Origin of the sequence: Enterobacter sp. KB-280D8 (genome assembly GCF_041399405.1) — a bacterium.
GTDB classification, from domain to species: domain Bacteria; phylum Pseudomonadota; class Gammaproteobacteria; order Enterobacterales; family Enterobacteriaceae; genus Enterobacter; species Enterobacter cloacae_N.
The window spans coordinates 18,547-32,042 of record NZ_JBGKEC010000015.1 but is presented as its reverse complement, the minus strand read 5'-3'; the positions used below and the strand labels follow the sequence as shown (position 1 = coordinate 32,042).

Annotated in this window: 11 protein-coding genes; 7 read left to right on the top strand and 4 right to left on the bottom strand. The window is 56.0% G+C overall.

Annotated elements, in window-relative coordinates; translation table 11 throughout:
* Positions 1 to 57 precede the first annotated feature (57 nt).
* Positions 58 to 1,407, bottom strand: a complete 1,350-nt coding sequence (gene lysC, locus AB8818_RS21765; RefSeq protein ID WP_041911575.1) for a lysine-sensitive aspartokinase 3 — start codon at positions 1,405 to 1,407, stop codon at positions 58 to 60.
* A gap of 374 nt (positions 1,408 to 1,781) precedes the next feature.
* On the opposite strand from lysC, the gene pgi reads away from it, so the two are divergent.
* The 6 genes from pgi to psiE all read left to right on the top strand — a co-directional run bounded on the left by pgi (position 1,782) and on the right by psiE (position 8,145).
* Positions 1,782 to 3,431, top strand: coding sequence for a glucose-6-phosphate isomerase (gene pgi, locus AB8818_RS21760; RefSeq protein ID WP_163330886.1), 1,650 nt, complete (start codon positions 1,782 to 1,784; stop codon positions 3,429 to 3,431).
* A gap of 366 nt (positions 3,432 to 3,797) precedes the next feature.
* The gene (yjbE, locus tag AB8818_RS21755; protein ID WP_013095034.1) at positions 3,798 to 4,040 is read left to right on the top strand and encodes an exopolysaccharide production protein YjbE; all 243 of its coding nucleotides are present in this window, start codon (positions 3,798 to 3,800) and stop codon (positions 4,038 to 4,040) included.
* A gap of 63 nt (positions 4,041 to 4,103) precedes the next feature.
* Positions 4,104 to 4,742: a YjbF family lipoprotein gene (locus AB8818_RS21750; RefSeq protein WP_116343976.1), complete on the top strand. Its 639-nt coding sequence runs from the start codon at positions 4,104 to 4,106 to the stop codon at positions 4,740 to 4,742.
* A complete protein-coding gene (locus tag AB8818_RS21745) occupies positions 4,739 to 5,479 on the top strand; it encodes a capsule biosynthesis GfcC D2 domain-containing protein (RefSeq protein ID WP_192984280.1) in 741 nt (246 codons plus the stop codon). The genes AB8818_RS21750 and AB8818_RS21745 overlap by 4 nt, the downstream gene beginning before the upstream one ends.
* Positions 5,476 to 7,572 carry a YjbH domain-containing protein gene (locus tag AB8818_RS21740; protein WP_028015126.1) on the top strand — a complete coding sequence of 699 codons (2,097 nt, stop codon included), beginning with the start codon at positions 5,476 to 5,478 and terminating at the stop codon, positions 7,570 to 7,572. Before AB8818_RS21745 ends, AB8818_RS21740 begins: the two co-directional genes overlap by 4 nt.
* 162 nt (positions 7,573 to 7,734) lie before the next feature.
* The gene (gene psiE / locus AB8818_RS21735; protein WP_000202963.1) at positions 7,735 to 8,145 is read left to right on the top strand and encodes a phosphate-starvation-inducible protein PsiE; all 411 of its coding nucleotides are present in this window, start codon (positions 7,735 to 7,737) and stop codon (positions 8,143 to 8,145) included.
* A 96-nt stretch (positions 8,146 to 8,241) separates the two neighbouring features.
* Here the strand turns inward: psiE and malG are convergent, their stop codons facing one another.
* The 3 genes from malG to malE all read right to left on the bottom strand — a co-directional run bounded on the left by malG (position 8,242) and on the right by malE (position 12,007).
* Positions 8,242 to 9,132 carry a maltose ABC transporter permease MalG gene (gene malG / locus AB8818_RS21730; RefSeq protein WP_006810496.1) on the bottom strand — a complete coding sequence of 297 codons (891 nt, stop codon included), beginning with the start codon at positions 9,130 to 9,132 and terminating at the stop codon, positions 8,242 to 8,244.
* Between the two features lie 14 nt (positions 9,133 to 9,146).
* Positions 9,147 to 10,691: a maltose ABC transporter permease MalF gene (gene malF / locus AB8818_RS21725; RefSeq protein WP_163330887.1), complete on the bottom strand. Its 1,545-nt coding sequence runs from the start codon at positions 10,689 to 10,691 to the stop codon at positions 9,147 to 9,149.
* Positions 10,692 to 10,816: 125 nt separating this feature from the next.
* Complete coding sequence (gene malE, locus AB8818_RS21720) at positions 10,817 to 12,007, bottom strand: maltose/maltodextrin ABC transporter substrate-binding protein MalE (RefSeq protein ID WP_061099581.1); 1,191 nt, start codon at positions 12,005 to 12,007, stop codon at positions 10,817 to 10,819.
* 370 nt (positions 12,008 to 12,377) lie between these two features.
* Here malE and malK point away from each other — a divergent pair, with 370 nt between their 5' ends.
* Positions 12,378 to 13,487, top strand: coding sequence for a maltose/maltodextrin ABC transporter ATP-binding protein MalK (gene malK / locus AB8818_RS21715; protein WP_028015130.1), 1,110 nt, complete (start codon positions 12,378 to 12,380; stop codon positions 13,485 to 13,487).
* The last annotated feature ends 9 nt before the right edge of the window (positions 13,488 to 13,496 follow it).

Below are 13,496 nucleotides of genomic sequence, written 5' to 3'. Positions count from 1 at the left end.
ATAAAAAAGCCGGGTCTGTGCCCGGCTTATAGGTATTGTTTATCGTGCTAACGAATTTTATTCAAACAAATTCTGATGAAGTTTCTGCACCACCTGCTCGGCCTGATCGGCAGGGACCAGGAAGCAGAGGTTGTAGCTGGAGGCACCGTAGCAGATCATACGGATGTTGAACGGGTCGAGCACGCCGAACACCTCTTTGCCCACGCCGCAGGCGCGCGACAGCTTGTTACCGATGATGGCCACCAGCGCCAGGTCTTCTTCCACCTCCACGCGGCACAGTTCAGACAGCTCAATCAGCAGCGACTGCGTCAGCAGGGTGTCGCCGGTCGAGGTGGAGCCAGTGGTGTCCAGCGTCAGCGCAATGCTCACTTCGGAGGTGGTAATCAAATCTACAGAGATGTTATGGCGCGCCAGAATGCCAAACACTTCCGCCAGGAAACCGCGGGAGTGGAGCATATTGTGGCTGTGGAGCGTCACCAGCGTCTGGCGACGGCGCAGGGCCAGGGCGCGGAATAGCGGCGGGTTCTCGGTTTTCTTGCAGACCAGCGTCCCGCCCGCTTTTGGATCTTTACTGGAGCCAACGAAGACCGGAATATCGCTGCGCACGGCGGGCAGCAGCGTTGCCGGATGCAGCACTTTCGCGCCGAAGGTGGCCATTTCCGCCGCTTCTTCAAAGGCGATCACATCAATACGTTTCGCCGCGGAAACGACGCGCGGATCGGTGGTGTAAATACCCGGCACGTCAGTCCAGATATCCACGCGCGTTGCATGCAGGGCCTCGCCCAGCAGCGCGGCGGTGTAGTCGCTGCCGCCACGGCCAAGCGTTGTCGTGCGTCCTTTCGCTTCGCTGCCGATAAAGCCCTGGGTGATCACCATGCCTTCTGCCAGGCGCGGAGCCAGCTGCTGGTTGGTGAGCTCGGCCAACATCTCAACGTCCGGTTCGGCACGGCCAAAGCGATCGCTGGTACGCATCACTTTACGCACGTCAAACCACTGCGCCTGAACGTTACGCTCACGCATGATTTCAACGAACAGCAGGGTAGACATCAATTCACCGTGGCTGACCAGTTCATCGGTCAGGGCGGTAGAGGTGGCCAGAGACGCCGCTTCTGCCAGGGTGGTGATATTTTCCAGCAGGCGTTCCACTTCTTCGCGGATCACGTTTGGATTCTGCAGACGTTCAAGGATGTCGAACTGAATTTTGCGCAGTGCATCCAGCTTTACGAAACGTTCTGTCGCTTCCAGTCCTTCAGACAGAGAAACCAGCAGGTTCGTCACGCCGGCAGATGCAGAGAGCACCACCAGGCGGGTATTCGGATCGGCCAGCACCACATCGGCGCTGCGGTTCATGGCATCGTAATCGGCCACACTGGTGCCGCCAAACTTGGCGACCACAAAACTCGTCATAACAACCTCGTGTCAGGGAATGAATAAGCGACCTTGGCACAAGAGTGAAACGAAAACAGGTGCAGGCGCAAAATACGGCCCTATAAATAAAATGTGGGGGAGGTCCTGTCAATGCTGGGATTATGCGGATTTTTTATGGGGGGGTACCCCTGAGAAACAGGACTTATAACAGGGCCATATTTTATGCTCCATTTTACCCTGTTTTGACCAACATTTCGCCGCCCCGGGAGGGCTCTTCAGCAGCTATACTTTTCGGGTCTTTTCACCTGTGTTTGATACAGGCCAGGGCAATGGCATAAAAACCATCACAATTTTTATTTGCAGGCGCTACAATCGACCGCAGTCACAATTCTCAAATCAGAAGAGTATTGCTAATGAAAAACATCAACCCAACGCAGACCGCTGCCTGGCAGGCACTACAGAAACATTTTGATGAAATGAAGGACGTCACCATCGCGGATCTGTTCGCGAAAGATGCCGATCGTTTCACTAAGTTCTCCGCGACCTTCGATGACCTGATGCTGGTGGATTTCTCCAAGAACCGCATTACCGAAGAGACGCTGGCAAAACTGCAGGATCTGGCAAAAGAGACTGAGCTTGCCGACGCCATCAAATCCATGTTCTCCGGCGAAAAGATCAACCGCACCGAAGACCGTGCCGTGCTGCACGTGGCCCTGCGTAACCGTAGCAATACGCCAATCATCGTTGACGGCAAAGATGTGATGCCGGAAGTAAACGCGGTGCTGGAAAAGATGAAAACCTTCTCCGAAGCGATCATCTCAGGTCAGTGGAAAGGTTACACCGGCAAAGCAATTACGGATGTTGTTAACATCGGTATCGGCGGCTCTGACCTCGGTCCGTTCATGGTGACCGAAGCGCTGCGTCCGTACAAAAACCACCTCAACATGCACTTTGTCTCTAACGTCGATGGTACCCACATCGCCGAAGTGCTGAAGAACGTAAATCCGGAAACCACCCTGTTCCTGGTGGCGTCCAAAACCTTCACCACTCAGGAAACCATGACCAACGCCCACAGCGCGCGCGATTGGTTCCTGAAAACCGCGGGCGACAACAAGCACGTGGCGAAACACTTCGCGGCGCTGTCCACCAACGGTAAAGCCGTCAGCGAGTTCGGTATCGACACCGCGAATATGTTCGAGTTCTGGGACTGGGTTGGTGGCCGCTACTCTCTGTGGTCTGCAATCGGCCTGTCCATCATCCTGTCCGTGGGCTTCGACAACTTCGTTGAGCTGCTCTCCGGCGCGCACGCAATGGACAAACACTTCTCCACCACTGCACCTGAGAAAAACCTGCCGGTGCTGCTGGCGCTGATTGGGATCTGGTACAACAACTTCTTCGGCGCTGAAACCGAAGCAATTCTGCCGTACGACCAGTACATGCACCGCTTTGCGGCCTACTTCCAGCAGGGGAACATGGAATCCAACGGTAAGTACGTTGACCGTAACGGCAACGCGGTGGATTACCAGACTGGACCAATCATCTGGGGCGAGCCGGGCACCAACGGTCAGCACGCGTTCTACCAGCTGATTCACCAGGGCACCAAAATGGTACCGTGCGATTTCATCGCGCCGGCGATTACACACAACCCGCTGTCCGACCACCATCCGAAGCTGCTGTCTAACTTCTTCGCACAGACAGAAGCGTTGGCGTTCGGTAAATCCCGCGAGGTGGTAGAGCAGGAATACCGTGACCAGGGTAAAGATCCGGCCACGCTGGAGCACGTTGTGCCTTTCAAAGTGTTCGAAGGCAACCGTCCAACCAACTCCATCCTGCTGCGTGAAATCACCCCATTCAGCCTGGGCGCGCTGATTGCGCTGTACGAGCACAAGATCTTCACTCAGGGCGCTATTCTGAACATCTTCACCTTTGACCAGTGGGGCGTTGAGCTGGGCAAACAGCTGGCAAACCGTATTCTGCCAGAGCTGGGTGACGATAAAGCGATCGACAGCCACGACAGCTCCACCAATGGTTTGATTAACCGTTATAAAGCATGGCGTGCGTAATTAATATGTCATGAAAAATGCCGGCGATATGCCGGCATTTTTTTATCGGATAATTCCTGATGTCTGTTAGTTAACTCAAATTCTCACTCTGAGTTTAATCTGAAAAAGGCGCTTAACCTGCTAATTGCTGCGCTTTATTTTAAGAAAATACGCAGAAGTAAGATAATAAAGTTATATTATAAATTATTGATTTTAATTGTTAATTTATTTTAATATTTTGTTTTTCTTTTCTGTTTTATCCATTAGTCCGAAAACCACTCCGCTATTTCCCCCCACGGTAAACCCACTGCTGTAGTTGTGTATACTCGATTCCGCCTGAATTTCTTTTCGGGCAAATCTCCATTCATTCATTGAAGGGAAATTGTTATGAAGAAAGTACTGTATGGCATTTTTGCCATATCTGCACTTGCGGCGACCTCTGTCTATGCAGCTCCGGTCCAGGTCGGGGAAGCAGCAGGGTCGGCAGCGACGTCTGCGTCTGCGGGAAGTTCTACCGCAGCCAGCACCAGCACCGTAAGTTCAGCCGTGGGTGTCGCGCTGGCGGCAACCGGTGGCGGTGATGGCTCCAATACCGGAACCACGACCACTACGACAACCAGCACCCAGTAATACCGGGTGTTTTAATCATAACCACACTTCGGTGTGGTTATTTCGCCCCTTCGGAGAAGAGTCGTGAAGCGACCTGCAATCATTCTGATTTGCCTGCTGTTGCAGGCGTGCTCAGCCACCACCAAAGGGCTGGGGCATTCACTGTGGGACAGCCTGTTCGGCACACCGGGCGTGCATCTGACCGATGACGAACTTCAGAACATGCCGTACGCCAGCCAGTACATGCAGCTTAATGATGGCCCGCAACTGTTTGTGGTGCTCGCTTTCGATGAAAACGGGCAGCAGAAATGGGTGACGCAGGATCAGGCCACCATCGTGACGCAGCATGGTCGTATTGTGAAAACGCTGCTCGGCGGCGATAACCTGCTCGAGGTGAATAATCTCGCCGAAGACCCGCTCATCAAGCCAAATCAGATCGTCGACGGCGCAGGCTGGACGCGCACCATGGGCTGGACCGAGCACAAGCAGGTGCGCTACGCCACGGCCCGCTCCACCTTCCGCTGGGACGGTACGGATAGCGTGAAGGTGGGCAGCGACGAAACGCAGGTTCGCGTGCTGGATGAGAAGGTGACAACCGACCAGGCCACCTGGCATAACCGCTTCTGGATTGACGAGGAAGGGCAGATCCGTCAGTCCTTACAGTATCTCGGCGCCGGTTTCTTCCCGGTGAAAACCACCCTGATCAAGGCGGCGAAATCATGAAAACGCTCATCCACGCTGCGCTTCTCGCCAGTCTTGCCGCGCCGCTGGCATGGTCAGCAGGAACGGTAAAGGTCTACACGCCGGACAGTGAAAAACCCAAAACCTTAACCAACGCCGAGCATCTGCTCGATCTCGTCGGGCAGCCGAGGCTTGCTAACAGCTGGTGGCCGGGAGCGGTGATTGGCGAGCGTCAGGCGACGATTAAGGCGGAGCAGGAACACCTTGCCTTGCTGGCCCGACTGACGGGTCTGGCAGAGCAGGAAGACGGCGACGATGCCGCAGCCATTAACAGCGTTCGCCAGCAGCTTCAGGCGCTGAAGGTGACAGGCCGCCAGAAAGTCAATCTTGATCCAGATGAAGTGCGCGTCACGGAAAAGGGCAACCCCACGCTTCAAGGGGAGTACACCCTCTGGCTGCCGGTGAAGCCGACGACGGTGACCGTGATGGGGCTTATCAGCAGCCCGGGTAAAAAGCCCTTTACGCCCGGCCGCGACGTGGCGAGCTATCTTGACGAACAAAGCCTGCTGAGCGGCGCGGATAACAGCTACGCATGGATTATTTATCCCGACGGGCATACGCAAAAAGCGCCGGTGGCGTACTGGAATAAACGCCATATCGAACCCATGCCGGGCAGCATCATTTTTGTCGGTTTTGCCGACCATTTCTGGACGAAGGCATATGACGGGCTTAACGCCGATATCCTTCACTCCCTGACACAGCGGATACCGGAAGAATGAAAAGAACCTATCTCTACAGCATGCTGGCGCTCTGCGTAAGCGCCGCCTGCCATGCAGAAACGTATCCGGCACCTGTTGGCCCGTCTCAGTCAGACTTCGGCGGCGTCGGTTTACTGCAAACGCCTACCGCGCGCATGGCGCGTGAAGGGGAAATTAGCCTGAACTACCGCGATAACGACCAGTATCGCTACTATTCCGCCTCCGTACAGCTTTTCCCGTGGCTCGAAACCACGCTGCGCTACACCGACGTGCGTACGAAACAGTACAGCAGCGTCGACGCCTTCTCCGGCGATCAGACCTACAAAGATAAAGCCTTTGACGTCAAGCTGCGCCTGTGGGAAGAGAGCTACTGGATGCCGCAGGTATCCGTGGGTGCAAAAGATATCGGCGGGACCGGCCTGTTTGATGCGGAATACATCGTGGCCAGCAAAGCCTGGGGGCCGTTTGACTTCTCTCTGGGACTTGGCTGGGGTTATCTCGGCACCAGCGGCAACGTCAAAAACCCGTTCTGTACCTACAGCGATAAATACTGCTATCGCGATAACAGCTACAAGAAAGCGGGCTCCATCAACGGCGATCAGATGTTCCATGGTCCGGCCTCGCTGTTCGGCGGCGTGGAATACCAGACACCGTGGCAGCCGCTGCGCCTGAAGCTGGAGTACGAAGGGAACGACTACTCGCAGGACTTCGCCGGGAAGATTGAGCAGAAGAGCAAGTTTAACGTCGGCGCCATTTATCGCGTCACCGACTGGGCCGACGTTAACCTCAGCTACGAGCGCGGCAACACGGTGATGTTTGGCTTCACGCTGCGCACTAACTTTAACGACATGCGGCCGCACTACAACGATAACGCGCGGCCTGCCTACCGGCCGGAGCCGCAGGATGCGATTTTGCAGCACTCCGTGGTGGCAAACCAGCTGACGCTGTTGAAATACAACGCCGGTCTGGCCGATCCGAAAATTCAGGTGAAAGGCGATACGCTGTACGTCACCGGCGAGCAGGTGAAATACCGCGACTCGCGGGAAGGGATCGAACGCGCCAACCGGATCGTGATGAACGATCTCCCGGACGGGATCCGCACGATCCGCGTGACGGAGAACCGCCTGAATCTGCCTCAGGTTACAACCGAAACCGATGTCGCCAGCCTCAAGCGCCACCTGGAAGGCGAACCGCTCGGGCATGAAACCGAGCTGGTGCAAAAACGCGTAGAGCCGATCGTGCCGGAAACCACCGAGCAGGGCTGGTATATCGACAAATCACGCTTTGATTTCCATATCGACCCTGTGCTGAACCAGTCCGTCGGCGGGCCGGAAAACTTCTACATGTATCAACTGGGTGCGATGGCGACGGCGGATCTGTGGGTCACCGATCACCTGTTGACCACCGGTAGCCTGTTCGGCAACATCGCGAACAACTACGACAAGTTTAACTACACCAACCCGCCGAACGACTCGAAGCTGCCGCGCGTGCGTACCCGCGTGCGTGAATACGTGCAGAACGATGTCTATGTGAATAACCTGCAGGCCAACTACTTCCAGTATTTCGGCAACGGCTTCTACGGCCAGGTTTACGGGGGCTACCTGGAGACTATGTTCGGTGGCGCGGGAGCGGAGGTGCTGTATCGTCCCGTCGACAGCAACTGGGCGTTCGGGATTGATGCCAACTACGTTAAGCAGCGTGACTGGCGCAGCGCGCAGGACATGATGAAGTTCACCGACTACAGCGTCAAAACCGGCCACCTGACCGCCTACTGGACGCCGTCGTTCGCGCAGGACGTACTGGTGAAAGCCAGCGTCGGCCAGTATCTGGCGGGCGATAAGGGCGGCACGCTGGATATCTCCAAACACTTCGACAGCGGCGTCGTGGTGGGCGGCTACGCCACCATCACCAACGTCTCGCCGGACGAATACGGGGAAGGGGACTTCACCAAAGGGGTCTACGTGTCGATTCCGCTGGATCTGTTCTCGTCAGGTCCGACCCGCAGCCGCGCGGCGGTGGGCTGGACGCCGCTGACGCGTGACGGGGGCCAGCAGCTTGGGCGTAAGTTCCAGCTGTATGACATGACCAGCGATAAGAACATTAACTTCCGCTGATGCTTCACGCCGGGCGGCACTGCGTTTGCCCGGCCTACGGTTTTTGTAGGCCCGGTAAGCGCAGCGCCACCGGGCGAATGCGCCAAACATAAACAAAAAATATAGATCTCCGTCACATTTTTGCGTTATACAGGAATCTCGCCCTGGAGAATGAGGTGCTGTATGACATCCCTGACTCGCCCGCGCGTTGAGTTTATCTCAACCATCCTCCAGACCGTGCTGAACCTCGGTCTGTTGAGCCTTGGCCTGATCCTGGTCGTCTTTCTCGGTAAAGAGACGGTGCATCTGGCGGATGTGCTGTTCGCCCCTGAGCAAACCAGCAAATATGCGCTGGTGGAAGGCCTGGTGGTCTACTTTCTCTACTTTGAATTTATCGCCCTGATTGTGAAGTACTTTCAGTCCGGCTTTCACTTCCCGCTGCGCTATTTTGTCTACATTGGCATCACTGCGATTGTGCGGCTGATCATCGTCGATCATAAGTCTCCGCTCGACGTGCTGATCTACTCGGCGGCGATCCTGCTGCTGGTGATCACCCTCTGGCTGTGCAATTCGAAGCGGCTGAAACGGGAATAAAAAAATGGCGGCCCGAAGGCCGCCGAATAACAGTCACAAGTTGGGTCAATACAATACGTCTAAAGTTGAGGGTTGCAGTGGCATAACAGATGAAACTTAACCTTTCACGCCGCCCGCCGTCAGGCCGTTGACCAGCCAGCGCTGGGCCAGCAGGAACACCACGGTAATCGGGATGGCGGAGAGTACGGCCGCCGCGGCAAAATCGCCCCACAGGTAGTTTTGCGGGTTGAGGTATTGCTGCATGCCTACGGCCAGGGTGTAGCTGTTCACATCGCGCAGTAACAGTGAGGCAACCGGTACTTCGGTTATCGCCGCGATAAACGACAGGATAAACACCACCGCCAGAATCGGCACGGACAGCGGCAGCAGCACCAGACGGAACGCTTGCCACGGGGTAGCACCGTCCAGTGACGCCGCTTCTTCCAGCGAGCCGTCGATGGTTTCGAAATAGCCTTTGATGGTCCACACGTGCAGGGCAATACCGCCGAGATAGGCGAAGATCACGCCGCCGTGGGTATTCAGGCCGATAAACGGCACGTACTGGCCGAGACGGTCAAACAGGGCATACAACGCGACCAGAGACAGCACGGCCGGGAACATCTGGAAAATCAGCATGCCTTTCAGCAGCGTCGCTTTGCCCGGGAAACGCATGCGGGCAAAGGCATAAGCACAGGTGGTGGAGAGCGTCACGATGCCGATCGCGGTGATGGTCGCCACTTTCACCGAGTTCCACAGCCACAGCAGCACCGGGAACGGCGGCGGCGTGACGCGGCCATCCGCGTGCTCCACGCTGAAGCCCAGCGCGAGCTTCCAGTGCTCCCAGGAGATTTCATCCGGGATCAGGCTCCCGGTGGCGAAGTTGCCCGAACGCAGGGAGATGGCGATGACCATCAGCAGCGGGAACATGATCGCCGCGATGAAAATCAGCAGGCCCAGGTGCGTCGCCAGGAGGCGCAGTTTCTGAGATTTGGGTTGTACCATTGCCATGTTCAGTGCCCTCCTTAGTCAAATTTCATACGTGTGGCTTTCAGGTTCACAATCGCCAGGGCGCCAACCAACAGGAAGATCAGGGTGGCAATCGCCGCCGCCAGGCCGAAGTCCTGACCGCCGCCGCCCTCGAAGGCGATACGGTAGGTGTAGCTCACGAGCAGGTCGGTATAACCTGCCGGCGTCGTGGTGCCAAGGCGGTCCGGACCACCGTTGGTCAACAGCTGAATCAGCACGAAGTTGTTAAAGTTAAAGGCGAAGCTGGCAATCATCAGCGGCGTCAGCGGCTTAATGAGCAGCGGCAGCGTAATTTTAAAGAAATTCTGGAACGGACCTGCGCCATCCATCGCCGAGGCTTCATACAGATCGTCCGGGATAGCCTTCAGCAGGCCCATGCACAGGATCATCATGTACGGATAACCCAGCCAGGTGTTCACGATGATAATCATCGAACGGGCGGTGGTCGGGTCGCTGAACCAGGCCGGTTTGATACCGAACAGCGCGCTCAGCATCATGTTGATTTCACCGAAGCTCTGGTTAAACAGTCCTTTGAAAATCAGAATCGAGATAAACGACGGTACGGCGTAGGGCAGAATCAGCAGCACGCGGTAAATCGCTTTGCCTTTCAGCGACTCCCACTGCACGAGACAGGCCAGCACCATGCCCACGGCCACGGTCAGGATCACCGTCAGCACCGAGAACACCACCGTCCAGACGAAGATGGCAAAGAACGGTTTCTGGATGCCTTCGTCGGTAAACACGCGGGTAAAGTTGTCCCAGCCGATGGTGACGGTGTAGCCCGGGCTGAGCTTGTCATCACCCCATTTTCCGTCGGCGGTAATGGATTGATAGAAACCAATGTCGTTATTCGGACGGTACTTCACGCCGCTCTGGTTGTTGGTCAGCGTACCGTCATCCGCCAGGGTATAAAGCGGCTGCGTGCCGGAGAACTGGCGCAGCGAGCTCATGGTGACTTTGCTTTCGTCTGGCAGCACGGCGGTGAGCTGGGTCAGCGCCTGACGGTTCTGGGTGATGATACGCAGGTTGGCACGTTCACCTTCCGGCAGGGCCGCAGCCTCTTTTAAGGCCAGCTTCTGCTCGCCGCCAAATTTGAACGCGTCGGAAATATAGTTTTTGCCGCTCTCACCGTCGGTAAGCGCTAACTTCCACTCGTCACCCGCAGGATAAAGGCCGAAGTTAAAGGTTTTACCCGCCTGATAAGAGCGATCAAGAAGCACCTGCTGGGCGCGTTCCTGCGCAAGCTGGTTGGTGCTGCTGTAGTTGGTGAACGCAATGGCGATGGTGCAGATCAGTGGGAACAGGACAAACAGCCCCATCCCGGCCACGCCCGGGTAAACATAACGCCAGGCATAGGCTTTACGGTTGGCGAAAATATACAGGCCAGCAGAGCTCAGGATCAGCGTCATGATGGCAAACAGATATTCCCCTTGTACGTACATTAAAACAACAAGGTAACCCACCAGCAGACACAGCAGACCGATCGCTGACCACTTCAGCGCGTCGCTTTGCCACCAGTGCTTCTTTTTAATGACATCCATGGGGTTCTTCCTCTACAACGTTTGATCTTTTCTCCCTCTCCTGGGGTAGAGGGCCGGGGTGAGGGCGTGCGGATAGCGACAACCCTCACCCTAACCCTCTCCCAGAGGGAGAGGGGACTACGGCATTACTTAGTAATACGACCCTGAGCATCTTTCAGTGCGGCATCGACAGTCTGACGACCGCTTGCAGCGTTGATGACCGCAGTACGGGTGGCGTACCAGAACGCAGCCATCTGCGGGATGTTCGGCATGATTTCGCCTTTCTGGGCATTATCCATGGTGGCCGCGATGCGTGGATCTTTCGCCAGCTGATCCTGGAAGGATTTCAGCGCAACGGCACCCAGCGGTTTGTCCTTGTTCACTTCACCCAGGCCCTGATCGGTCAGCAGGTAGTTTTCCAGGAACTCTTTCGCCAGCTCTTTGTTCGGGCTGGCGGCGTTGATGCCCGCGCTCAGCACGCCCACGAACGGTTTAGACGGCTTGCCGTTGAAGGTTGGCAGCAGCGTCACGCCGTAGTTGATTTTGCTCTTGTCGATGTTGGTCCAGGCCCACGGACCGTTGATGGTCATCGCGGTTTCGCCTTTGTTGAACGCCGCTTCCGCGATGGAGTAGTCGGTATCCGCGTTCATGTGTTTGTTCTTAATCAGGTCAACCAGGAAGGTCAGGCCTTTTTTCGCGCCCGCGTTATCCACGCCCACGTCTTTCACGTCATATTTGCCGTTTTCAAACTTGAACGCGTAACCGCCGTCGGCAGCAATCAGCGGCCAGGTGAAATACGGTTCTTGCAGGTTGAACATCAGGGCGGATTTACCCTTCGCCTTCAGCTCTTTATCCAGTTTCGGGATCTCTTCCCAGGTTTTCGGCGGATTTGGCACCAGGTCTTTGTTGTAAATCAGAGACAGGGCTTCAACTGCGATTGGGTAAGCGATCAGCTTGCCGTTGTAGCGAACGGCGTCCCAGGTGAACGGGAACAGTTTGTCCTGGAAAGCTTTGTCCGGGGTGACTTCAGCCAGCAGGCCAGACTGCGCGTAACCGCCAAAACGGTCGTGCGCCCAGAAGATGATGTCCGGGCCGTCACCGGTTGCTGCAACCTGCGGAAACTTCTCTTCCAGCTTGTCCGGGTGTTCTACGGTAACTTTAATACCGGTGTCTTTTTCGAATTTTTTGCCCACTTCGGCCAGGCCGTTATAGCCCTTGTCGCCGTTAATCCAGATAACCAGCTTGCCTTCTTCAATTTTGGCGAGCGCTGGGGCGGAAATCATCATTGCTGCAAGGGCGGACAATGCGAAAACGCGTGCGCCAGTCTTGATATTCATATCTGCCATCCTTTTTGGTGATGTGCTCGTGGATACATAAGGTGGTTCAACGTGACTCAGTCTCCTTATTTGACATCCTCTTTCCATCCTCCCAACCCCTACGCCCCACCCCCTGTTTGTGTGATCTCCGTTGCATAAATTTAAGTTATGAGTGCTGGCGCACATAAAAACCCACCGAATTTTGCAGGCGGCTTCACGAATTTCGCCTCAGCCCCCCGGCTGCGGTCGCAGAGCCTGCTCTCTCATCCTCCCGCCTCCTCCCCCATAAAAAAGCCGGGGGGTGGAGGATTCACGAAAGTAATGGATACCCCATAGTGAACTTATCTTGAATGTTTCTGTCGGTGACAGGTTGTAACGAAGGGAGAAGGGCATGGCGAGCGTACAGCTGCGTAATGTAACGAAAGCCTGGGGCGACGTAGTGGTGTCGAAAGACATCAATCTGGACATCACTGAAGGCGAGTTTGTGGTGTTTGTGGGCCCATCAGGCTGTGGTAAATCTACTCTGCTGCGCATGATTGCCGGTCTTGAAACCATCACCAGCGGCGATTTGCTGATCGGTGATACCCGAATGAACGACATCCCGCCTGCCGAACGTGGCGTAGGCATGGTGTTCCAGTCTTATGCACTTTATCCCCATCTTTCCGTTGCCGAGAACATGTCTTTTGGCCTGAAGCTGGCCGGGGCAAAAAAAGAGGTCATTAACCAGCGCGTTACGCAGGTGGCGGAAGTGTTACAGCTGGCGCACCTGCTGGAGCGTAAACCGAAAGCGCTTTCCGGTGGTCAGCGTCAGCGTGTGGCGATTGGCCGTACGCTGGTGGCCGAGCCGCGCGTGTTCCTGCTCGATGAACCTCTCTCTAACCTGGATGCCGCGCTGCGCGTCCAGATGCGTATCGAAATCTCCCGTCTGCACAAGCGCCTTGGCCGCACGATGATTTACGTCACCCACGATCAGGTCGAAGCGATGACCCTGGCTGACAAAATCGTGGTGCTGGACGCCGGTCGCGTGGCGCAGGTGGGCAAACCGCTGGAGCTCTATCACTACCCGGCAGACCGCTTTGTTGCGGGCTTTATTGGCTCGCCAAAGATGAACTTCCTGCCCGTTAAAGTGACGGCGACGGCGATTGAACAGGTACAGGTGGAGCTGCCAAACCGTCAGCAAGTCTGGCTGCCGGTCGACAGCGCCAACGTACAGGTCGGGGCAAATATGTCCCTCGGTATCCGTCCTGAGCATCTGCTGCCAAGCCACATTGCGGATGTGACCCTGGAAGGTGAAGTTCAGGTCGTCGAACAGCTTGGTCACGAAACACAGATTCATATCCAGATCCCCGCCATCCGTCAGAACCTGGTCTACCGCCAGAATGACGTGGTGTTGGTAGAAGAGGGTGCCACATTCGCTATCGGCTTGCCGCCAGAGCGCTGCCATCTGTTCCGTGAGGATGGCACTGCATGTCGTCGGCTGCATAAAGAGCCAGGCGTTTAAGCAATCCCA